Annotated in this window: 21 protein-coding genes; 10 read left to right on the plus strand and 11 right to left on the minus strand. The window is 66.8% G+C overall.

Going from position 1 to position 21,186, the window contains the following annotated elements; genetic code table 11:
• Positions 1-65 precede the first annotated feature (65 nt).
• Entirely contained in the window at positions 66-1,274 is a 1,209-nt protein-coding gene (locus ACQR1F_RS08060; RefSeq protein WP_434912782.1) for a GNAT family N-acetyltransferase, read from the plus strand.
• Positions 1,275-1,334: 60 nt separating this feature from the next.
• Positions 1,335-1,760 (plus strand): HIT family protein, encoded by a 426-nt coding sequence (locus tag ACQR1F_RS08065; RefSeq protein WP_434912783.1) that lies wholly within the window; start codon positions 1,335-1,337, stop codon positions 1,758-1,760.
• Here ACQR1F_RS08065 and nadC read toward each other — a convergent pair whose 3' ends face one another.
• From nadC to ACQR1F_RS08105, 8 genes are all read right to left on the minus strand, one after another.
• Positions 1,761-2,609 carry a carboxylating nicotinate-nucleotide diphosphorylase gene (nadC, locus tag ACQR1F_RS08070; protein ID WP_434912784.1) on the minus strand — a complete coding sequence of 283 codons (849 nt, stop codon included), beginning with the start codon at positions 2,607-2,609 and terminating at the stop codon, positions 1,761-1,763. It abuts the gene before it with no gap.
• Positions 2,606-4,159: an L-aspartate oxidase gene (locus ACQR1F_RS08075; protein ID WP_434912785.1), complete on the minus strand. Its 1,554-nt coding sequence runs from the start codon at positions 4,157-4,159 to the stop codon at positions 2,606-2,608. Before ACQR1F_RS08075 ends, nadC begins: the two co-directional genes overlap by 4 nt.
• Positions 4,156-5,142, minus strand: a complete 987-nt coding sequence (gene nadA / locus ACQR1F_RS08080; protein WP_316181838.1) for a quinolinate synthase NadA — start codon at positions 5,140-5,142, stop codon at positions 4,156-4,158. Before nadA ends, ACQR1F_RS08075 begins: the two co-directional genes overlap by 4 nt.
• 68 nt (positions 5,143-5,210) lie before the next feature.
• Positions 5,211-6,167: an NUDIX hydrolase gene (locus ACQR1F_RS08085; RefSeq protein WP_315804123.1), complete on the minus strand. Its 957-nt coding sequence runs from the start codon at positions 6,165-6,167 to the stop codon at positions 5,211-5,213.
• Positions 6,168-6,182: 15 nt separating this feature from the next.
• Complete coding sequence (gene tsaA / locus ACQR1F_RS08090; protein WP_434899363.1) at positions 6,183-6,665, minus strand: tRNA (N6-threonylcarbamoyladenosine(37)-N6)-methyltransferase TrmO; 483 nt, start codon at positions 6,663-6,665, stop codon at positions 6,183-6,185.
• Between the two features lie 78 nt (positions 6,666-6,743).
• Positions 6,744-7,088, minus strand: coding sequence for an AzlD domain-containing protein (locus tag ACQR1F_RS08095; protein ID WP_315804125.1), 345 nt, complete (start codon positions 7,086-7,088; stop codon positions 6,744-6,746).
• The gene (locus ACQR1F_RS08100; protein WP_434912786.1) at positions 7,085-7,831 is read right to left on the minus strand and encodes an AzlC family ABC transporter permease; all 747 of its coding nucleotides are present in this window, start codon (positions 7,829-7,831) and stop codon (positions 7,085-7,087) included. The genes ACQR1F_RS08095 and ACQR1F_RS08100 overlap by 4 nt, the downstream gene beginning before the upstream one ends.
• 122 nt (positions 7,832-7,953) lie before the next feature.
• Positions 7,954-8,970, minus strand: a complete 1,017-nt coding sequence (locus ACQR1F_RS08105; RefSeq protein WP_410051455.1) for a transglycosylase SLT domain-containing protein — start codon at positions 8,968-8,970, stop codon at positions 7,954-7,956.
• Between the two features lie 142 nt (positions 8,971-9,112).
• Between ACQR1F_RS08105 and ACQR1F_RS08110 the strand changes: the two genes are divergently transcribed.
• Both ACQR1F_RS08110 and ACQR1F_RS08115 read left to right on the plus strand, forming a co-directional pair.
• Positions 9,113-10,048, plus strand: a complete 936-nt coding sequence (locus tag ACQR1F_RS08110; RefSeq protein ID WP_434912787.1) for a glycine reductase — start codon at positions 9,113-9,115, stop codon at positions 10,046-10,048.
• A gap of 113 nt (positions 10,049-10,161) precedes the next feature.
• Entirely contained in the window at positions 10,162-10,623 is a 462-nt protein-coding gene (locus ACQR1F_RS08115) for a PEGA domain-containing protein (RefSeq protein WP_316181829.1), read from the plus strand.
• Between the two features lie 17 nt (positions 10,624-10,640).
• Here ACQR1F_RS08115 and ACQR1F_RS08120 read toward each other — a convergent pair whose 3' ends face one another.
• Complete coding sequence (locus ACQR1F_RS08120) at positions 10,641-11,657, minus strand: carbon-nitrogen hydrolase family protein (protein WP_316218266.1); 1,017 nt, start codon at positions 11,655-11,657, stop codon at positions 10,641-10,643.
• Between the two features lie 183 nt (positions 11,658-11,840).
• Between ACQR1F_RS08120 and ACQR1F_RS08125 the strand changes: the two genes are divergently transcribed.
• From ACQR1F_RS08125 to ACQR1F_RS08145, 5 genes are all read left to right on the plus strand, one after another.
• Entirely contained in the window at positions 11,841-12,797 is a 957-nt protein-coding gene (locus ACQR1F_RS08125) for a helix-turn-helix domain-containing protein (protein ID WP_434847053.1), read from the plus strand.
• Positions 12,798-12,862: 65 nt separating this feature from the next.
• The gene (locus ACQR1F_RS08130; protein WP_315804132.1) at positions 12,863-13,024 is read left to right on the plus strand and encodes a hypothetical protein; all 162 of its coding nucleotides are present in this window, start codon (positions 12,863-12,865) and stop codon (positions 13,022-13,024) included.
• A 25-nt stretch (positions 13,025-13,049) separates the two neighbouring features.
• Positions 13,050-13,388: a c-type cytochrome gene (locus ACQR1F_RS08135; RefSeq protein WP_315804133.1), complete on the plus strand. Its 339-nt coding sequence runs from the start codon at positions 13,050-13,052 to the stop codon at positions 13,386-13,388.
• Positions 13,389-13,487: 99 nt separating this feature from the next.
• Positions 13,488-14,912: an MFS transporter gene (locus ACQR1F_RS08140; RefSeq protein WP_434912788.1), complete on the plus strand. Its 1,425-nt coding sequence runs from the start codon at positions 13,488-13,490 to the stop codon at positions 14,910-14,912.
• A gap of 8 nt (positions 14,913-14,920) precedes the next feature.
• Positions 14,921-15,682, plus strand: a complete 762-nt coding sequence (locus tag ACQR1F_RS08145) for a sulfite exporter TauE/SafE family protein (protein ID WP_315804134.1) — start codon at positions 14,921-14,923, stop codon at positions 15,680-15,682.
• Between the two features lie 86 nt (positions 15,683-15,768).
• Here ACQR1F_RS08145 and clpA read toward each other — a convergent pair whose 3' ends face one another.
• Together clpA and clpS are read right to left on the minus strand one after the other, a co-directional pair.
• Positions 15,769-18,156 (minus strand): ATP-dependent Clp protease ATP-binding subunit ClpA, encoded by a 2,388-nt coding sequence (gene clpA, locus ACQR1F_RS08150; RefSeq protein WP_315804135.1) that lies wholly within the window; start codon positions 18,154-18,156, stop codon positions 15,769-15,771.
• 422 nt (positions 18,157-18,578) lie between these two features.
• Positions 18,579-18,911, minus strand: a complete 333-nt coding sequence (clpS, locus tag ACQR1F_RS08155; RefSeq protein ID WP_008960690.1) for an ATP-dependent Clp protease adapter ClpS — start codon at positions 18,909-18,911, stop codon at positions 18,579-18,581.
• 487 nt (positions 18,912-19,398) lie between these two features.
• Here clpS and ACQR1F_RS08160 point away from each other — a divergent pair, with 487 nt between their 5' ends.
• Positions 19,399-21,174 (plus strand): TadE/TadG family type IV pilus assembly protein, encoded by a 1,776-nt coding sequence (locus tag ACQR1F_RS08160; RefSeq protein ID WP_315804136.1) that lies wholly within the window; start codon positions 19,399-19,401, stop codon positions 21,172-21,174.
• Positions 21,175-21,186: the final 12 nt, after the last annotated feature.

The raw sequence follows: 21,186 nt of genomic DNA on the forward strand, positions 1-21,186 counted from the left end.
CAGGGCGTGGCATCTGGAACGTCCCGGCCGGGGCGTCCCGTGCCGGCCGGTTTGACAAGGACTCGATGGCATCGCCTGAGATCACGCTCGAAGCCGTTCCCGGGATCAGCGAGATCCCGGCGGCCGCATGGGATGCCTGCGCCAATCCCGGCGGTCGCGTTGGTCCCGGCTCATCTCCCGCCTGCGGCCGCGGCTACAATCCGTTCATCTCACACGCGTTTTTCTCAGCACTCGAAGCCTCTGGCTCGGCCACCCTGCGCACCGGATGGGCGCCGCGCCATCTGGTGGCGAAGATCGGCGACGATATCCTCGGCGTCGTGCCGTGCTATCTGAAGTCCCATTCGCAGGGCGAATACGTCTTCGACCGCGGCTGGGCCGACGCCTATGAGCGCGCCGGCGGCCGCTATTATCCGAAGCTGCAGGTGTCGGTCCCGTTCACGCCGGCGACCGGGCCGCGGCTCTTGATCCGCGCCGACCAGGACCAGGAATTGATCGGCAATGCGCTTGCGCAGGGGCTCAAGGCGCTGTGCGGGATCAGCGAGGCGTCCTCGGTCCATGTCACCTTCGCCCGGGAGTCCGAGTGGCAGCTGCTCGCCACGCAGGGCTTCCTGCAGCGCACCGACCAGCAGTTCCACTGGCACAATCAGGGTTTTTCCAGCTTCGACGATTTCCTGGCGACGATGAATTCGCGCCACCGCAAGGCGATCAAGCGCGAGCGGCGCGACGCATTGGCCGCCGGCATCACCATCCACTGGCTGACCGGCAAGGACATCACCGAGGACGCCTGGGATGCGTTCTTCGCGTTCTACATGGAGACCGGCTCGCGGAAGTGGGGCCGGCCGTATCTGACCCGCAAGTTCTTCGCGCAGATCGGCGAGACCATGGCTGAGGACGTGCTGCTGGTGATGGCCAGGCGCGACGGCCGCTGGATCGCCGGTGCGATCAACTTCATCGGCTCGGATACGCTGTTCGGGCGCAACTGGGGCGCCATCGAGCACCACCCGTTCCTGCATTTCGAGGTCTGCTACTACCAGGCGATCGACTTTGCGATCCAGCACAAGCTTGCCGTGGTCGAGGCCGGCGCCCAGGGCGAGCACAAGATCGCGCGCGGCTACCTGCCGCAGACCACCTACTCCGCCCACTACATCGCCGACCGCGGCCTGCGCCGCGCCATCGACGACTATCTCAAGCGCGAGCGCGCCTATGTCGAGCAGGCCGGCCGCGAGCTCGCCGAATCCGGACCGTTCCGGAAAGGCATGGACGAGCCGTCTTGACCGGCGACACGTGCCGGTGAGAGTAAGGCGCACCAAGAAGAACCGCTTAAGGGACTGCCCATGACCGCCTACGATCCCAACAATCCGTTCGCAAAGATCCTGCGCGGCGAATTCCCCTGCACCAAGGTCTACGAGAACGACCACGTGCTGGCGTTCCTCGACATCATGCCGCGCATCCCCGGGCATACGCTGGTGATCCCGAAGGTGCCGGCCCGCAACATCCTTGATATCACCGAGGAGGACTACCTCCATGTCGGCCGTGCCGTGCGGACCATCGCGCGCGCGGCCAAGACCGCGTTCGCCGCCGACGGCATCACCGTGCAGCAGTTCAATGAGCATGCCGGCGGGCAGATGGTGTTCCACCTGCACGTCCACGTCATGCCGCGCCACAATGGCGATTCCCTGCTGCCGCCCGCGAGCCGCAAGGAAGATCCGAAGGTGCTGGAGGAGAACGCGGCGAAGCTGATTGCGGCGCTGAAGGGCTGATCAGGCCTCGTCGAGCCCGATGTCCAGCGCGGCCGACGAATGCGTGATCCAGCCGACGGAGATCAGGTCGACGCCGGCCGCGGCGATCGCGGGCGCGGTCTCCACGGTGATCCGGCCCGAGGCTTCGGCGATGGCCTTGCCGCCGATCATGCCCACCGCGGTTTCGAGCTCCGCCGGCGTCATGTTGTCGAGCAGCACCGCGTCGACGCCGAGCGTCAGCGCCTGCTCGAGCTGCGCCAAGGTGTCGACCTCGACCTCGATCTTGACGAGATGGCCGGCATGGGCCTTCGCGCGCGTGATGGCAGCCTTGATGCCGCCGGCGATGGCGATGTGGTTGTCCTTGATCAGGACGGCGTCATCGAGCCCGAACCGGTGATTGCCGCCGCCTCCGGCACGCACCGCATATTTCTCGAGCGCGCGCAGGCCCGGCGTGGTCTTGCGGGTGCAGACGATCTGCGCCTTGGTCCCATTCACCGCGGCAACCAACGACGCCGTCGCGCTAGCGACGCCGCTGATGTGGCAGAGGAAGTTGAGCGCGACGCGCTCGCCGGTCAGCAGCGCCCGCGCCGGGCCGCTGATGGTTGCGATCGTGTCTCCCGGCGCCGCGGCGCTGCCATCAGGCCGCACGACCTCCAGGCGCACGTCCGGCGAGACGGTCTGGAAGGCGCAGCGCGCCACATCGAGGCCCGCGATCACGCCGTGCTGGCGCGCCCGCAGCTTCAGCGATGCGCGCTGCTCGGCCGGCACGATGGCATCGGTGGTGATGTCGCCGGCCCGGCCGAGATCCTCAAGCAGCGCCATGCGCACCAGCGGCTCGTAGAGCAAGGGCGAGAGAGGATTGAGACTCATGGCACTGCACTCCTCAACGGCGTCTGCTCGGCCTCGACGATGTCGCGCGCAACCGTGATCGCCTCGGGCAGAGTGAAGCTGGACGGCTGCGCGACGGTCCGCGTGTCCGGACGATCGCTGCGGAAATGCGCGCCGCGGCTCTCCTCACGGGCATGCGCCGCGACCGCGAGCATCAGGCCGACCAGCGCAGGATCAGCCGCGGGCCCGGCCTGCTCCGCCAGCGGAAGCAGGCTGCTGACGGCCGCCGCGATCGTGCGGCGCTCGCGCATCACGCCGAGCGCATGCGACAGCAGCGGCCGTACGGCCGACGGATCGGACGCCGGCGGAATGACCGCCACCGCGCACGGCTTGCCCGCACGCTGCGGCGCGCCGGCCACGCTTTCTGCCACCCATTGCGCGCAGACTATCGCTTCCATCAGCGAGTTGCTGGCGAGCCGGTTGGCGCCGTGCAGGCCAGTGCGGCTGGCCTCGCCACAGGCCCACAAGCCCTCGACCGTGCTGCGGCCCATCGCGTCAACAGCGATGCCGCCCATATGATAGTGCACGGCCGGCCGCACCGGGATCGGATCGCGCGCGGGATCGATGCCCGCCATGCGGCAGAAGGCGCTGATCACGGGATAGCGCGCGGCGAAATCCTTGCCCGGCTTGTCGCGCGCATCGAGGAACACACGGTGTCCCTGCGCGCGGCGCCGCCACACCGCGCGCGCCACCACGTCGCGGGGTGCCAGCTCGGCCCCCGGCTCGTCGGCCATGAAGCGCGTGCCGGTCTCGTCGATCAGCACCGCACCGTCGCCGCGGATCGCCTCGGTGAGAAGCGGCAGCGGCCGCGAGGGCCCGTCAAACGCGGTGGGGTGAAACTGCACGAATTCGAGATCGGACAGCACGGACCCGGCCCGCGCCGCCAGCGCGAGCCCCTGGCCGAAGCAGCCGGTGGGATTGGTGCTGTCGAGGAACAGCCCGCCGATGCCGCCGGTTGCGATCACGACGCGTGTCGTGGCGAGGATCAGAGCCGCATCGCCGCGCACCGCAACCACGCCCTGGATCGCGTTGTCGTCGACAATCAGCCGGCGCGCCTCGACGCCCTCCAGAAGCGTCACCGAGGGACATCGCCTGACCGCCGCGATCAGTGCGCGCATGATCTCGCGTCCCGTGCCGTCGCCGGTCGCATGCACGATCCGCTTGCGGCTGTGCGCGGCCTCCAGGCCCAGACGCCAGCGTCCATCCGCATGCCGGTCGAACGCGACGCCGAGCTGGGCGAGGCGCTCGACCGCGGCCGGCGCAGCATCGATGATACGGCGCGCGGCGGACTCGTCGCACAATCCCGCTCCGGCAGCGAGCGTGTCCTTCAGATGCAGCGACGGATCATCGTCATCGCCAACCGCCGCGGCCAGTCCGCCTTGCGCCCACATGCTCGATGCCTCCGCGCCGAGCGGCGACTTCGACAGCAGCACGACGGGCTCGGGCGCGAGCTGAAGCGCCGTCATCAGACCTGCGGCTCCGCCGCCGATGATCACGGGACGGCCAGCCAACTTCGAAACATCGATGCTCATGATGCCAGCATCCTTTCCACGGCGCGCCGCGCGCGCTCGGCCATCGCGGGATCGATCGTGACCTCGTGCGTATTGGTCTCGAGCGCATGGCGGATGTTCTTCAACGTGATCCGCTTCATGTGCGGGCACAGATTGCAGGGGCGGATGAACTCGATGTCGGGATGGAGCACGGCGACATTGTCGCTCATCGAGCATTCCGTGAGCAGCACCACCCGGACCGGCCGTCTTGCTCCGACGAAGTCCGACATCGCCGCGGTGGAGCCGGCGAAATCGGCCTCCGCCACCACCTCCGGCGGACACTCCGGATGCGCGAGCACGGTGACCCCGGGATGGTTGTCGCGCAGCGTGCGGACGTCATCGGCGCTGAAGCGCTCATGGACCTCGCAATGCCCTTTCCAGGCCGTGATCCTGACCTTGGTCTGTGCGGCGACGTTGCGCGCGAGATATTCATCCGGCAGCATGATGACGTGATCGACACCGAGCGACTCGACGACCGCGCGCGCGTTGCCGGACGTGCAGCAGACGTCGGACTCGGCCTTCACGGCCACCGACGTGTTGACATAGGCGACCACGGGCACGCCCGGGTGGCGCGCGCGCATCAGCCGGACGTCGGCGGCGGTGATCGACTCCGCCAATGAGCAGCCCGCCTCCACGTCGGGGATCAGCACCGTCTTGTCGGGATTGAGCAGCTTGGCGGTCTCCGCCATGAAGTGGACGCCGGCGAGCACGATCACCTCGGCATCGACCTTGGTCGCTTCGCGCGCCAGCAGCAGGCTGTCGCCGACGATGTCGGCGACGCCGTGATAGATCTCGGGCGTCTGATAGTTGTGCGCCAGCACCACGGCATTGCGCCGGCGCTTCAGCGCCAGGATGGCTTCGACATCGTCCTCGAAGACAGCCCATTCCGGCGGCGGGATCACCCGCCTCAGGCGCTCAGCAAGCGATGCATTCGGCGCGACGGCGGGCAGGACAAGATCGGCCATTTATACTCTCCATGAGCATAAGATGCCTTATACTTATCCTGAGCATAAGCCTTGTCAAGAGCGGGCGATCAAGACCGCGAGAGCGGCAGCTTGGTTCCGACCACCGCCCGCTCGGCCAGAACGCCCTGCCGGAAGCGAAACAGCTTGGCCGGCCGACCGATCGTGTCGGCAGCGATTGCGCCTGTCTCTTCAACGAGTTCCTGCTGCTCGATGAGGCGGCGGAAGTTCTGCTTGTGGACGAGCCGGCCTGCCAAGGCCTCGACGCTGCGTTGCAGTTGCAGGAGTGTAAATTCTTCCGGCATCAACTCGAACACGACCGGCCGGTATTTGATCTTGGCGCGCAGCCGCGCGATGCCGGTGGCGAGAATGCGGCGGTGATCACCCGTCATGGCGCGGCCCGGCACGATCGGATCGCCTCCCTTTTCGCGCACGCTCTCGGGGATCAGCCCCGCCTCATACAGCAGCTCGTAGCGCTGCAGCGTCAGCTCCTCGTTCCACTCGCGGCCATCGAGGCCGAAGGTGATGGCGGCGCGCCGCCACCTGGTCTTCTGCAGCGTCGGCTCGTCGGCGGATCGGGCCCAGGCTTTCAGCTTCGGCGCGATGATCTTGGCCAGGATCGCCGGCGGCCCGTCGCGATGATCCTCCCACGGGAAGTAGTCGTACCAGGATGACCATTGCGCATCCGCGCCCTCGCGCCCCTCCTCCTCACGGGTCAGGCCGAGATAGCTGATGGAGATCCGGTGCGGCGCGTCGGGATCGCCGGTACGGCCACGGTCGGCGAAGGTGTAGAGCTGCTCGACATAGCCCAGGGGATGGCCGGTCTGGGCCTCGACCCAGGCGCGCAGGCCGGTCTGCAGCGAGCGGTGCCCGAACTGAAACGGTCCGCTCGGCAGCGCCGCAGCGTGCTCGATCGTCATGATCCTGGGCTGCCCGTCGGTCACCGCCACCAGCACGGCGACGAGGTCCGCCGTGATCGCATCCAGAGCCGTCACCGTCTTCTGCGGCCGCTTGTTCACCTTCGACATCCGGATCTGTCGGTCCTATTTGTCATCCTTGCCAGCCGCCGCCGGCGTGAACACGCAGTGATCCGGTTTCAGATCGATCAGCGGCGTCTCGTCGAGGCAGTCGAGACCGCGCACCAGAACGGTGCTGCCCTCCAGCGCGACGAAGCGGACCGTCGACACGCCGATCGGATTGGGACGCACCGGCGAGCGCAGCGCGAAGGTGCCCCGGGTCTCGCCATCATGATGGCGCGGGCTCTGCTTTACGAGATCACGGCGCGCCCGGTTGAGCCAGTACAGCACCTGGAGATGGCTGAAACGATCGATGCCCTGCAGCGCCGGCACCCAGGGCTCGAAGATCTCGAGCCGGCACACCGGCCCCTCGAAGCTGCCCTGCCGCGGCGTCTCCAGACGCGAGGTCCAGGGTGTGCGGATACGGCCGATGAAATACAGCGTGGCGTCGCGCGGCTGTGGCGCGTCGATGGCGACTTCGCCCGGGCGGAGATCGGTATCAGCAGTCATTGCGGAGTCCTCAGGTCTTCCCGGCAATCTATCCGAACCTCGGCTCACCGCAATTGCGGCCGCGCAAGATCGCGCAACTCATCCGAGCCACCATTTGCCGGCCAGCATCGCGGCCTCGCCGCAGACGACACCGGCGAAGATCGAGCGACGGGTCGCCATGAAGGCCGCAAGGCCGGCAACGACGGCACCGTAGCGCAGGCCCCACGGCACGCTGGCGAGCGCGCCCGGCGGCTGCACCAGGATCTGGGCGATGACCCCCGCCAAGATGGCGGTCGCGACCGCCTTGACCCACATCAGCAGGTCCGAGCCCTCGTCGAGCCCGCTGCCGAACCAAAGTCCGAGCAGGCGCCAGATCTGGTTGGGGATCACGCCTGCCACCAGCAGCACCACGAGCGCATGCCAATCGCCGATGAAGTCGCTCATGCCAGCCCCCGCCGCTCGCGCCATTTGTGCGCGCCGAACGCGAGCGTTCCGGCGACGACGCCGCTGACCAGGATGTCGACGCCGCTGTTGAGCTGGGCGGCCAGAGGATACAGCACGAGGCCAAGACCGAGCGCGAGCACGTCGGCAAGCTCCCTGGCGTTGCGCAGGGTCGAGAACAGGAAGGCCAGCGGCGTCAGCAAGAGCACCGCGGCGCCGAAGGTCTGCGACAGATTGGCGGCGAGAAGATAGCCGATGATCGTCGCGATCAGCGCAATCCCCATTAGGCCGGTGCCGAGCCCATGCACGAAGGCGATGCGGCGCTCGCGCGGCACATGCGGCAGGAAGCGATAGCATTCGACCCACAGCGTCACGGCAGTGAAATGCGCGATCAGCACCAGGTGCCGCCGCTTGGTCTGGGGCGAGCGGATCAGCGGCAGCACCGCCACCACCATCGGAAACAGCCGGATCGCGCTCATCGTCACCGCGATCGCCGATTGCAGAATGGTCTGGCCGGAGCCGAGCGTGGAGACCAGGATGATCTGCGCCGGACCGGCCCATACCAGCGCGGTAGAGAGGATCGCCCAGAGCATGCTGAAATGGGTGTCGTGCGCGAGCGCGCCGATGCCGATGAAGGTGACGAACAGCACCAGCGACAGGATGGTCGCCGACGTCGCGCGCAGCCCCCAGCCGAAGGCGCGCAGTGAACCATGCCATTGCGGCGAATCGAGCGAAGGAAGTGTCACGGGCGGCCCAGCGGAACGAACCGCGATAAGGCTGGCGAAAGCCGCGCGCGTCAACCGCCATCAGGCGCGCGCGGGTCTGCGTCCGGCGCAGCCATTCCCCCGCACGCCATGCTGCGGCAGCGCTATCCGGAGCGATTGCGCAACACGAAGCAGGCACCACCGGCTCCGCGGATCCGACTGCAGAGCGCGTCGGCCTCGGCCCGTGTCTCGGCGCCGATCCGCACCTGGTAGAAGGCGCGGTTGCCGCGCGAGCGCATTACCGACGACAGCAGGCTGGGGTCGCGGTCGCCGATGACCGGGCCGAGCCCCTTGATCGCCCGCGAATACATCGCGAGCGCCTTGTTGCGGTCGAAGCCTGCAGCCAGCTGGACGCCCCATGGTTTCGCGGCCGACAGCGCCACATGTTGCTCGAGCTCCGTGACGAACGGATTCGGCGCGCGCTTCAACATCGCCATCAGCTGACGACACGAGGTCGGCGGCGGGCTCGGCGGCGTCTTGCCGCCGTTGCCGGCGGCCGCCCACTCATCGATCGTGGCTCCGGTGATCGCCGAGACGTAGTTGCGGGTCTCCCAGGGCATCTGCCCCTTGCCGGCGAGCCAGTCCTGCACCCGGCGCGGCCCCGCATTGTAGGCCGCCGCCGCGAGCCCGAGATTGCCGAACTGATCGCGCAGCTCGGCCAGAAACTGCGCCGACTTCGGCAGCGCCTGAACCGGATCGAACGGATCGAGCAATTGGCGCTCGTTCGCCGTGCCCGGCATGAACTGGGCGATTCCCTGCGCGCGCTGGCCGTTGCGCGTGACCGGCCCGACTGCATCGCTCTGAAAGCGGCTCTCCTGCCAGATCACGCGGGCGAAGAATTCGAGCGGCAGATCATTCGCCTTGGCTGCGGATTCGATCATCAGGCAGATCGCCTCGCGCGTGCCGCTCTCCTTGGACTCGTCGGTCTTGTTCTCCGGGCCCTCTGCTGCAGCGTCTGCCGGCTTCGCAGCCTCCTGCGGCGAATCCTGCCGCGCGCCATCCTTCGGATCAGCCGGCACGGCAACGTCGCGGTCGGAGGCCTGCTCCGCCGCCACGCCGGACAAGGGCATGGTCAGCATCAAGGCAAGGCCGAGACAGGCAATGCGAGCAACGGAAACCATGGAAAGCATCGTGGGCGCGGTGCAATGGTTGGAATTCTACCGACAGACAAAGCCGAAGACCATGCGGGGTTCCACCGCGCGGCGCCTTGACACAGCGAACGAGCCGGCTAGCAATCCCCAAGTCCTGCAGGGAGCGCGACGGATGACCGCACCGACCGACGACAGACTCGGCTTCGCGCCCGACAGCGATGCGCCATTGTCCTACATGGCGCGCACGCGCGACTACTATCTGGCGATCGGCTATGACACGCCCTATCGCTGGGCCCACTACACGTCGGCGCCGTTTCAGCCGCTGCGCAAGCCGCTCGCGCAGTCGCGCGTCACCATCGTCACCACGGCCGCGCCTTTCGATCCCGCCAAAGGCGATCAAGGTCCCGGCGCGCCCTACAATGGCGGCGCCAAGTTCTACTCCGTCTATGACGGCGACACGTCGGCGCAGCACGACCTGCGCATTTCCCACATCGCCTATGATCGCGTGCACACCGCGGCCGAGGATGCCGGCACCTGGTTTCCGCTACCACAGCTCCTAAGGCTGGCAGGTGAAGGCCGCATCGGCACGGTCGGACCGCGTTTCTTCGGCGCGCCGACCAATCGCAGCCACCGCGTGACGATCGAGACCGATGCGCCGGAGATTCTCGCGCGCTGCCGCGCCGACGCGATCGACGCCGTCGTGCTGGTGCCGAACTGTCCGGTGTGCCACCAGACGGTGAGCCTGGTGGCACGGCATCTCGAAGCGAACGGCGTCGCGACCGTCGTCATGGGCTGCGCCAAGGACATCGTCGAGCACGCCGCCGCGCCGCGCTTCCTGTTCTCGGATTTTCCGCTCGGCAATTCCGCCGGCAAGCCGCACGACGCGGCCTCGCAGGCCTTCACGCTCGATTTGGCTTTACGTGTCCTCGAGAGTTCACCAGCCGCACGCACGACCGTGCAATCGCCTTTGCAGTGGAGCGAGGATCACGGCTGGAAGCGCGACTACAGCAATCCCGCCATGCTCGCGCCGCAGGAGCTGGCGCGGCGGCGCGCCGAGTTCGATGCGCAGAAGGCGATCGCGCGGCAGGTTCGTGGAAAGCAGGTGTGAAAGCCACACTCGGGCGAAACTCGCCCGGGAATTTCTTCGGATAATGCTGATTGCGCTTGCCGTCCCGCTCCAGTTGCGCTTGAGTTCGCCCGGGTTCAAGGGGGCAGTACCAAATGAGAGTTGTAGCGTTGGTGGCGCTGTGCGCCGCGCTGGGAGGTTGCGCGTCCGTGACGCGGGGTACAACCGAGACGATCAGCGTCGCGTCGACGCCGTCCGGCGCCGAGGCCACGGTCGCCGGTCTCGAAGCGCCGATGACCTGCACGACTCCCTGCTCGTTCGTCGCCAAGCGCAATGCCGACATCTCCGTCACCATCGAAAAGCCTGGCTACGAGACCCAGATCATCCCGTTGACCAAGGACATCCCGGCGACCGGCGCGGCCGGCTTCGCCGGCAACATCCTGGCGGGCGGCCTGATCGGCATGGGTGTGGACGCGGCGACTGGCGCGGCGACCGACCACAAGCCGAACCCGGTGATCGTCACCTTGCAGCCACGCATGGCGGCACCGGCAGGCCGTGCGCAACGGCCGCCGCGGCGGTCGGCCCCGCCGCCGGCCCAACCGGAGGCCGGGACCTAGCCCGCTCGCCAGGCCCGTCAGCCAGCCGCCGATTGCGCTTCGCCAGGAGCGACCGCATCGACCGGCAGCGCGAACTGCTCGACCCGGTTGAGCGGCTTCTTGTTGAGCAGCAGCCGGGTCACATCGGGGCGCGAATAGTGCCCCGCCGGATCGGCGGCATTCTTGGCGATGCCGATCATGCCCAAATCGATCTCGGCGACCAGCAGGCCTTCCTGCTCCGGCGGCAGCTTCTCGGCGAGCGAAGAGCCATCCGGACCGAAGATCGCGGCATGGCCGCCGCCGACATGCAGCAGCGCGTGCTTGTCGGGCCGGTCACACAGCTCGTCGATCATCGCCTGCGAGACGGTGGCGCACGGCGCCAGCACGAAGCACGAGCCCTCGACCGCATAGACGCGCGAGGCGGCGTTATTGACCTCGGCGCCGAGCGCCGGCGCGAACGGATCGTACAGCGAGAAGCTCGGCCACGCGGCGACATGCACCTGCTCGTTCTGCGCGTACATCGCGTATTTCGACAGCGGCTGCAGATGCTCCCAGCAGCACAGCGCACCGATCCGGCCGATGTCGGGACGATCATGCACCGCAAGGTCACTGCCGTCGCCCTCACCGTAGACGGTGCGCTCGGCATGGGTCGGCCGCAGCTTGCGGCGCCGGGCGATGGTCTCGCCGTCGGGGCCGATCAGCCATTGCGCGATGTAGAGGCTGCCGCCGTCGCGCTCGGAGAGTCCCAGCACGGCCGTCAGCTTCGCCTTGCGCACGGCGGCCCGCAGCGCCTCGGCCTGCGGGCTGTCATAGGCCAGCGAGTTGTCGAAATAGCGCTGCACGAAGCCACGCCCGATGCACCAGGCCGGCGAGTCCATCCAGATGTGCCAGGGATAGCCGGGGATGAACACCTCCGGAAACGCGATCAGCTTGGCGCCCTTGTCGGCGGCCTCCTCGATCAGGGCGATGGTCTTCTTGATCGAGGCGTCCAGGTCGAGCCAGGCCGGCGCCGCCTGCACCACCGCCACCTTGTATTTCGGATGTGCCAGTCCCATCGCTGCTGCTCCCTGATGCCCGTGCGCGGCGGGTGGCGCCGCGACCGGGCCAACTATTGACGCCAGCCGGCTTTCGCGCTCGTCTCCCAGGGAACGAACATTCGACTGCGGCTGCGACGAAGATCGAGCCGGCCCGGAATTTGCTGCATTGCCGCAGGCACAGGTGCAGGAGGAGACGGAGCGATGCCGATCCTGTTCACCACCGACGGAAGCCCGGGCCACCGCCGGCTGGCGCTGTGGCAGGACATCGTCTGCGACGTCTATGTCGGGCTCGATTGCACCTCCGATCTCGGCAGCGCGTTTCGCGGCTCGGTGACCCACACCGCGTTGGGACGGGCCGTGTGCTCCGAGGTCGCCTCGGACCGGCAGCGCGTGCACCGGACCTCGCAGCGGATCTCCCGGGCGGATGCCGACTTCATCCTCGTCGCGCTCGGGCGTGAGGGGATCGGCGGCGTCGTCCAGGATGGCCGCGACACCGTGATCCGGCCCGGCGAGTTCGCGATCTACGACACGACCCGTCCCTATGAGCTGCAGTTCGACGCCGCGTTCAAGCAGATCGTGTTCAAGCTCCCGCGCGAGATGCTGCAGCGCCGGATCGGTCCGACCGAGACCGTGACGGCGATCAGCTTCGGCTCCGACAGCCCGCTCCAGCCACTCGCCCACGACTTCATCGTCAGGCTCTGCGAGCGCGCCGAGCACATCGGCCCCGAGCATGCCGAACGGCTGGCGGACCAGGCCGCCGACCTGCTCGCCATGACCCTGGCCGAGCGGCTGTGCACCCAGCCCCTGCCCGCCTCGAGCCATCGCGCAGCGCTGCTCTATCGGATCAAGGCGCACGTCCGCACCCGGCTGTCCGACGCCGACCTCTCACTGCCGGAGATCGCACGCGAGCTCGGGCTCTCGGCGCGCTACGTCAACGATCTGTTCTCGGACGAGGAGACGTCGTTCCAGCGCTTCGTGCTGGCCGAGCGGCTCACGCAGTGCCGGCGCGATCTCGGCTCGCCGATGCTGGCGCATCGTCAGATCAGCGAGATCGCCTTTTCCTGGGGCTTCAATGACCTCTCGCATTTCGGCCGCGTGTTCCGCGAGCAGTTCGGCCTCTCGCCACGCGAGTGGCGGCGCAGCACCTTGAAGCGCTAAACTCCCCTCGAAACTCCCTTGCAACGCGCCGGCCGCATGCGCTGGTCGGCCGGGCCGGATCTGCGATGCGCCGTTTTGCCTTGAAGGCTCTGTTTACCCTGCTGACGTTGAACCGGGATGATGACGATCCTCCCCGTTGGGATCTGATCATCCTGATCGGCTCGACGATCGTGAGCATTGGCCTGATCGGGCTTTACGCCTATGGAAAGGCCACCGGCCGCTGGTAGGCCGGATAAGTCGGGTGAACGTGACATGATCATGCGAGCAGGGCTTGGGTTGGCTTTGACGTGCCTGCTCACAGGCCCAAGCCATGCGCTGGACAGCGAGCAGAAGCGTGGAAAAGCGCTCTTGCAAAGCCTTTGCAGCCGATGCCATGCCGTAGGTCTCACGGGCGCCAGCCCGCACCCCGACGCGCCCCCGTTCAGGACCTTCGGTGACAGCAAGCTCTACGACGAGGATTTCGCCCAGCGGCTGCAGGCCGGCCTGTCGACCATTCACAAGGACATGCCGAGCTTCCAGTTCGACCGGCCCGAGGCGGAAGCCGCGGCCAACTATCTCAAGGCGATTCAGGTCCGCCCCAAACGGCGGTGACGCGTCGGCGCGCTCCGCCGGCGTGGAACGGGATATGTACCGCCGTGTTGCCCGTTCCCGTCCATTGTCCGCGGCGCGGCAGCGGCCGGAGCCCGCATGATGACGCCGACGACCCCAGGTCTGCACGCCGACGGACTGCCGCTGCCGCAGCGCACCTGGGCGATCGTGACGATCGCGCTCGGCATCGTGCTGGCCGTGGTCGACGGCGCCATCGCCAATGTGGCGCTGCCGACGATCGCCCGCGACCTGAACGCCAGCCCGGCGTTCTCCATCTGGATCGTCAACGGCTACCAGCTCGCGGTCACGATCTCGCTGCTGCCGCTGGCCTCGCTTGGCGAGATCATCGGCTATCGGCGGGTCTATCTCACCGGCCTCGTGCTGTTCACGGCGGCCTCCGCGTTCTGCGCGCTCGCCGACAGCCTGCTGCTGCTGACGCTCGCGCGCATCCTGCAGGGCTTTGGCGCCGCCGGCATCCTCAGCGTCAACTCGGCGCTGGTACGTTTCACCTACCCGCACGCTCTGCTCGGCCGCGGCATCGGCATCAATGCGATGGTGGTCGCAGTGTCCGCCGCGGTCGGTCCGACCATCGCCGCCGGCATTCTCGCCGTCGGCAGCTGGCCGTGGCTGTTCGCGATCAACGTGCCGCTCGGCATCGTCACCTTCGTCTTCGGCTTCCGCTTCCTGCCGCATACGCCGCGCGCCCCGCACATGTTCGACTGGCAGAGCGCGGCGCTGAGCGCGGTCGCCTTCGGCTTCCTGATCGCCGCCGTGGACAGCCTCGGCCATGGCGAGGCGCTGGTGACCTGCGCGATCGAGTTCGTCCTCGCCATCACGGCCGGCGTGTGGCTGGTCTGGCGCCAGACCCACATGGCCTCGCCGCTGCTGCCGCTCGACCTCTTGCGCATCCCGGTGTTCGCGCTGTCGATTGCGACCTCGATCTCGTCGTTCTGCGGCCAGATGCTCGCCTTCGTCGCCATCCCCTTCTATCTCGAAAGCCATTTCGGCTATTCGCCGGTGCAGATGGGTCTCCTGATCACGCCGTGGCCGATCGCGGTCGGCCTGACCGCGCCACTGGCGGGCCGGCTGGTCGAGCGCGTGCCGGCCGGCCTGCTTGGTGGGATCGGATTGGTGATCTTCGCCTGCGGGCTCGGTGCGCTCGGCCTGCTGCCGCGCGAGCCCTCGGCATGGGATGTCGTCTGGCGCATGGCGCTGGCGGGCTGCGGCTTCGGGCTGTTTCAGACGCCCAACAACCGCACGATGATCGCGGCCGCCCCGCGCGAGCGCGCGGGCGGCGCCAGCGGCATGCTCGGGACGGCGCGGCTGCTCGGCCAGACCACGGGCGCAGCCCTGGTCGCGATGTTCCTGGCGATCGACACGACCGACGGCACGCGGCTGTCGCTCTTGACCGGCGTCGGTTTCGCGCTGGTCGGCGCATTCCTGAGCATGCTCAGGCTGTCGCCGGCCGGCGCCCGCGGCGCCGAGCGCGTCCGCGTCCAGGACGGCCAGCGGCTGAAGGGCGAGTAGCGACAGCGATGACGGACTGGACGATGCTGGCCCTGCTCGCCCTCGCCGCCTTCGGCTCGGGTATCGTCAATGCGCTGGCCGGCGGCGGCGCGTTCCTGACCTTCCCGACGCTGCTTGCGGCCGGCATCCCGGCCATCGACGCCAACGCCTCCAGCACCGTCGCGCTGTGCCCCGGCCAGTTCGTCAGCGCCTGGGCCTCCCGTGAGATCTTGAACGACGCAAAGGCGCCGTGGCGTCACGACCTCGTGCGGCTGTCGATCATCAGCCTGCTCGGCGGCACGCTCGGCGCCGTGCTGCTCCTGGTCACACCGTCGGCCGCCTTCAGCCGGCTGGTGCCCTGGCTGTTACTGTTCGCCACAATGGTGTTTGCATTCGGCATGCGCTTTACGCCGAAGGATGGCGCGCGCTGGTTCGGGCCGCGGACCATCCAGGCGGTGCAGTTCGTGATCGCGATCTATGGCGGCTATTTCGGCGGCGGCATCGGCATCCTGATGCTGGCCGCGCTGGTGTTCTATGGCCTGCGCGACATCCGCGCCATGAACGGCATGAAGGTGCTGCTCGCCGCGCTCATGAATATGACGGCCTCCGCCATCTTTGCGTTCTCGGGCCGCGTGCATTGGCTGGAGACGCTGACGATGATGGGCGCTGCCATGGTCGGCGGCTTCGTCGGCGCGCGGCTCAGCCAGATCATCCCGCCGGCCCATGTGCGCCGCTTCATCATCGCCGTCGGCTGCGGCCTGACGGTGTATTTCTTCGTCAAGCCGGCCTGAGCCGGACGTCGCATCAAAGCACCTCCCGTCAACGAAAAAGGCCGGCGCGACGGCCGGCCTTTCGTACTCATCTCGTCGCGTCAGGCTTACGCCTTGACCAGCGGTCCCTTCGGAGCCGGCCCCTTCGAGCCGCCGCCGGATTTCGGCTTGCGCTTGCGCGCCGCCGGAACTTCGGACTTCGGCGTGACCGGGCCCTCGACGAACTCGAAGCCGATCTTCTCCTCGACGCCGGACTCGTCCTTGACGAGCACGACGCGGACGTGGCCGCCGCCCTTCAGCTTGCCGAACAGCACCTCATCAGCCAGCGGCTTCTTGATGTGCTCCTGGATCACGCGGCCCATCGGGCGCGCGCCCATCTGCTCGTCATAGCCGTGCTGGATCAGCCAGCTCTTCGCCGGCTCCGACAGCTCGATCGTGACGTCGCGATCGGCGAGCTGGGCCTCGAGCTGCAGCACGAACTTCTCGACGACCATTCCGATCACCTCGACGTTGAGGTGCGCGAACGAGACGATGGAGTCGAGCCGGTTGCGGAATTCCGGCGCGAACTGCCGGTTGATCGCCTCGTGATCGTCACCTTCCCGCTTCGAGCGATGGAAGCCGAACGCCTGCTTGGCCATGTCGGCCGCGCCTGCATTCGTGGTCATGATCAGGATCACGTTGCGGAAGTTGACCTGCTTGCCGTTGTGGTCGGTGAGCCGGCCGTGATCCATGATCTGCAGCAGCACATTGTAGAGATCCGGATGCGCCTTCTCGATCTCGTCTAGCAGCACCACGCAATGCGGATGCTGGTCGACGCCATCGGTCAGGAGGCCGCCCTGGTCGAAGCCGACATAGCCGGGAGGCGCGCCGATCAGGCGCGACACCGTGTGCCGCTCCATGTACTCCGACATGTCGAAGCGCAGCAGCTCGACGCCGAGGGTCGACGCGAGCTGCTTGGCGACCTCGGTCTTGCCGACGCCGGTCGGACCCGAGAACAGGTAGCAGCCGATCGGCTTCTCCGGCTCGCGCAGGCCGGCCCGCGCCAGCTTGATCGAGGCCGACAGCGAGTCGATCGCCTTGTCCTGGCCGAACACCACGCGCTTGAGGGTCTGCTCGAGATGCTTGAGCACCTCGGCATCGTCCTTCGACACGCTCTTCGGCGGGATCCGCGCCATCGTGGCGATCGTGGTCTCGATCTCCTTGATGCCGATCGTCTTCTTGCGCTTGTTCTCGGCCAGCAGCATCTGCGCCGCGCCGGATTCGTCGATCACGTCGATCGCCTTGTCCGGCAGCTTGCGGTCATGGATGTAGCGCGACGACAGCTGCACCGCGGCCTCGATGGCCTCGTTGGTGTATTTCAGCCGGTGATAGTCCTCGAAGTACGGCTTCAGCCCCTTCAGGATCGCGATCGCATCCTCGACCGACGGCTCGTTGACGTCGATCTTCTGGAACCGGCGCACCAGCGCGCGGTCCTTCTCGAAATGCTGGCGATATTCCTTGTAGGTCGTCGAGCCCATGCAGCGGATCGAGCCCGAGGCCAGCGCCGGCTTGAGCAGGTTGGACGCATCCATCGCGCCGCCCGACGTCGCACCGGCACCGATCACGGTGTGGATCTCGTCGATGAACAGGATCGCGTTCGGATGCGCCTCGAGCTCCTTCAGCACCTGCTTCAGGCGCTCCTCGAAGTCGCCGCGATAGCGCGTGCCCGCGAGCAAGGTGCCCATGTCGAGCGAGAACACGGTCGCGGCCGACAGCACCTCGGGAACTTCGCTGTCGACGATGCGCTTGGCGAGGCCCTCGGCGATCGCCGTCTTGCCGACGCCGGCTTCGCCGACGAACAGCGGGTTGTTCTTCTGGCGCCGGCACAGCACCTGGATGGCGCGGTTGATCTCGGAGTTGCGGCCGATCACCGGATCGATCTTGCCGTCACGCGCCTTCTTGTTGAGATTGACGCAATAGGTTTCCAGCGCCTCGCCCTTTTTCTTGGAGTCCTCGTTGCCCTTGGCTTCGGTCTCCTCGTCGACGCCACGAACCGGGCGCGCTTCGGAGACACCAGGACGCTTGGCGATGCCGTGGCTGATGTAGTTCACGGCATCGTAGCGCGTCATGTCCTGCTCCTGCAGGAAGTACGCGGCGTGGCTCTCACGCTCGGCGAAGATCGCGATCAGCACGTTGGCGCCGGTGACCTCTTCGCGGCCCGACGACTGAACGTGAATCACGGCGCGCTGGATCACACGCTGGAAACCTGCGGTCGGCTTGGCGTCGTCGCTGCCGTCGGTGACCAGATTTTCGAACTCGGTTTCGAGGTAGTTCACGAGACTGCCGCGCAGCTTGTCGAGGTCGACGCTGCATGCGCGCATCACGGCCGCGGCATCGCTGTCATCGATCAAGGACAGAAGGAGATGTTCCAGTGTCGCGTATTGATGATGACGCTCGTTGGCGATCGCCAGCGCACGATGCAGGGATTGTTCAAGGCTTTGAGAAAAAGTCGGCATGCGCGTCCTCTGTGGCCCCTTGCCATCATGATCGCCGCCGCCCGGTCAGGCAACAACAACCTTCGTCAAATATAGTTATAACCGAGTGCGACAAAAGACCGGCCGAGCCGCTCGATTACGGGTTCACCGGATCGTCAATGCAAAACCCGTTCCCATTGCGGCAAATCGGGCTTGCGCCAACCGAACGGCGCAGGCCGCCGAGCGGGAAGAGATAAGGACCGGAGCGGCCGTAATTCTTCGGGCGAAACGTGAAACCTGCCGGATCGCGCTGACCTCGTCTGCAGCAATCTGCGGCCTTCGAGGATCCTTCGTCCGACGCCGATTCGCGGCGATCAGTCGGGCAGCACCCCCGAGCAGCCGGAGCCCCCGGCCCCTGGCTCGCAGACGCGCGCGTCGGCGGCTCTCTTCGCGGAGGGAGCCGGCTATTTCTTCTCCATCACACACTGCAACGGATGCTGGTGCTTGCGGGCGAAGTCCATCACCTGCGTCACCTTGGTCTCGGCGATCTCGTAGGTGAAGACGCCGCACTCCCCGATGCCGTGATGGTGCACGTGGAGCATGATCTTGGTCGCGGCCTCGACGTCCTTGTTGAAGAACTTCTCCAGGACGTGAACGACGAATTCCATCGGCGTGTAATCGTCGTTCAGGATCAGGACGCGGTAGAGGTTGGGGCGCTTGGTCTTCGGCTTGACCTTGGTGATCACGGACGTGACCGGGCCACCGGTGCCACCGGACTTGTTGTCGTTATTGCTCATCCTGGGCGCGGATCGGTTCAATCTGGAAGTTGGCTGCGACATCTTGCACGCGTTAGATATGGCTGCGAGGCTCCCAATAAAGAGTTTCCCTCGGAGGGTTGCTCTCATAAGGGGCGCCCCGACCTGTCCCCTGCCGGGCCGCTTTCCGCCACCCGGTCCTGCTTTCCAGATCGCCTGTCCCAGCCGACCGGTCCGGTCGGACCGACACCAGGAATATGGGTCAGCGACCGGTTTGCCGCAAGCGCAGGCCCAGGACGGACCGACGCTCCGGCAGGACCGATTCCCTGCCCCGGCGATGAGGCGCAAGGTTAATCAAACCGGTCGCATTTTACAAAGCCCATTCAGCGGGCATTGACAGGGAACCAGCTCGGTTGCGGGCGCGGCGCCAGGCTGCGGGCATTGGCCCAGTGTTTCGCGGTTTCGATTTACCCGGCCTTGACGAAGCTGAACCGAAAACACCTGCAGAAAACCATAATTGGTGAGCGACATGACCGATGTCTCCTTCATTCGTTTCTGCCGCCGCGCCGTCCGACGGTTCGCCTGCGACCGCGGTGGCAACATCTCCATGCTATTCGCCATCTCGCTCGTCCCCATCCTGGCCTTCGTCGGCGCAGGCGTCGACTACAGCCGGCTGAACGCCGCGCGGTCGTCGATGCAGGCTGCGCTCGACGCCACCTCGCTGATGCTGTCGCGCGACCTGGCGCAGGGCACCATCAGCGCAACCGACATCGGAACCAAGGCAAGCGCCTATTTCAAGGCGCTCTACACCAGCACGGACGCGCAGAACGTCACCGTGACGGCCAGCTATACCGCCTCGACCACAACGTCGGCCTCCAACATCCAATTGTCGGCCTCCGGCCAGATCGTCACCCAGTTCATGAGGATTGCCGGCTTTCCGACCATGGACTTCGGCGTCAAAACGACATCGACCTGGGGCGACGTGAAGATGCGAGTGGCGCTCGCGCTCGACAATACCGGCTCGATGGCGTCCAGCGGCAAGATGTCCGCGCTGCAGAACGCCGTGGCCGGCAGCGGCGGGCTGATCGACCAGCTCAGCGCGCTGGCCAAGACCCCGGGCGACGTCTATATCTCGGTCGTTCCATTCGCCAAGGTCGTCAACGTCGGCGCCAGCAATTACGCCAAGGACTGGATCGACTGGACCGACTGGCAGAATCCGCCCACGATCCAGCCTGCCAATGGTTCCTATCAGGCCGCAATCCCGAACGGCAGCTACACGCAATCGCAATGGGACATGGTGGGACCGGGATCCTCCTGTCCGTTCAAGTCCGGCAACGGCTTTCCCTACTTCTCCTGCACCAGCGACCCGGCGACCGGGAGTTCGAGCGCCTCGAGGATTCCGTCGAGCGGGAGCTACACCGGCTACGTCTGCCCGGGCTATGATTCAGCCTCGCACAGCTACTACAATGGCTGCTGGAACAGCGTTCAGACCAGCACGCGGGTGAACTGGTGCACCGGCAGCTATTGCAGCTGCCCGACCAGCGGCAGCAATCTTCCGAACAACACGTGCAGCTGCACGGGAAGCGGATCCAGCACGGTGTGCAAGGTCAACACCTTCACCCACACCTGGGTCGCCAACACCAAGAGCACCTGGACCGGATGCGTCGCCGACCGCACCCAGCCGAACGACGCGAATGCCGTGTCGCCGGCGACCTCCGACGTGACGACGCTGTTCCCGGCCAACCAGCACATGGAGAACAACATCCAGTACTGCAGCAGCACGGCCTCGACGAAACTCGCGGAGATCGTGCCGCTCAGCTACAGCTGGAGCTCGCTGAAGAGCGCCGTCAACGCCATGCAGCCGACCGGCGGCACCAACCAGGCGATCGGACTTGCCTGGGCCGTGCAGTCGCTGATTCCGAACGGCGTGCTGGGCGCGCCGGCGGAGGACGTCAACACCACCTATAATCGCGTCATCATCCTGCTGTCGGACGGCCTGAACACCGAGGACCGCTGGCCCGAATACGGCAACGGCTCGTCGCAAGCCTCGGGCAACCCGATCGACGCGCGCCAGGCCCTGCTCTGCTCGAACCTGAAGAACACCAAGGATTCGAAGGGCAACGCGATGTACACGATCTACACGATCCAGGTGAACACGAGCTCGCCCGCCGACCCGACCTCGACCGTGCTGCAGAACTGCGCCAGCAGTCCCGACAAATTCTACATGCTGACGAGTTCGAGCCAGATCGTGACCACGTTCAACTCGATCGGCACCGCATTGTCGAAGCTGCGGGTCGCCAAATAGCAGACGCGCCGG

Source organism: Bradyrhizobium sp. HKCCYLS3013, assembly GCF_051167615.1.
Lineage (GTDB): Bacteria > Pseudomonadota > Alphaproteobacteria > Rhizobiales > Xanthobacteraceae > Bradyrhizobium.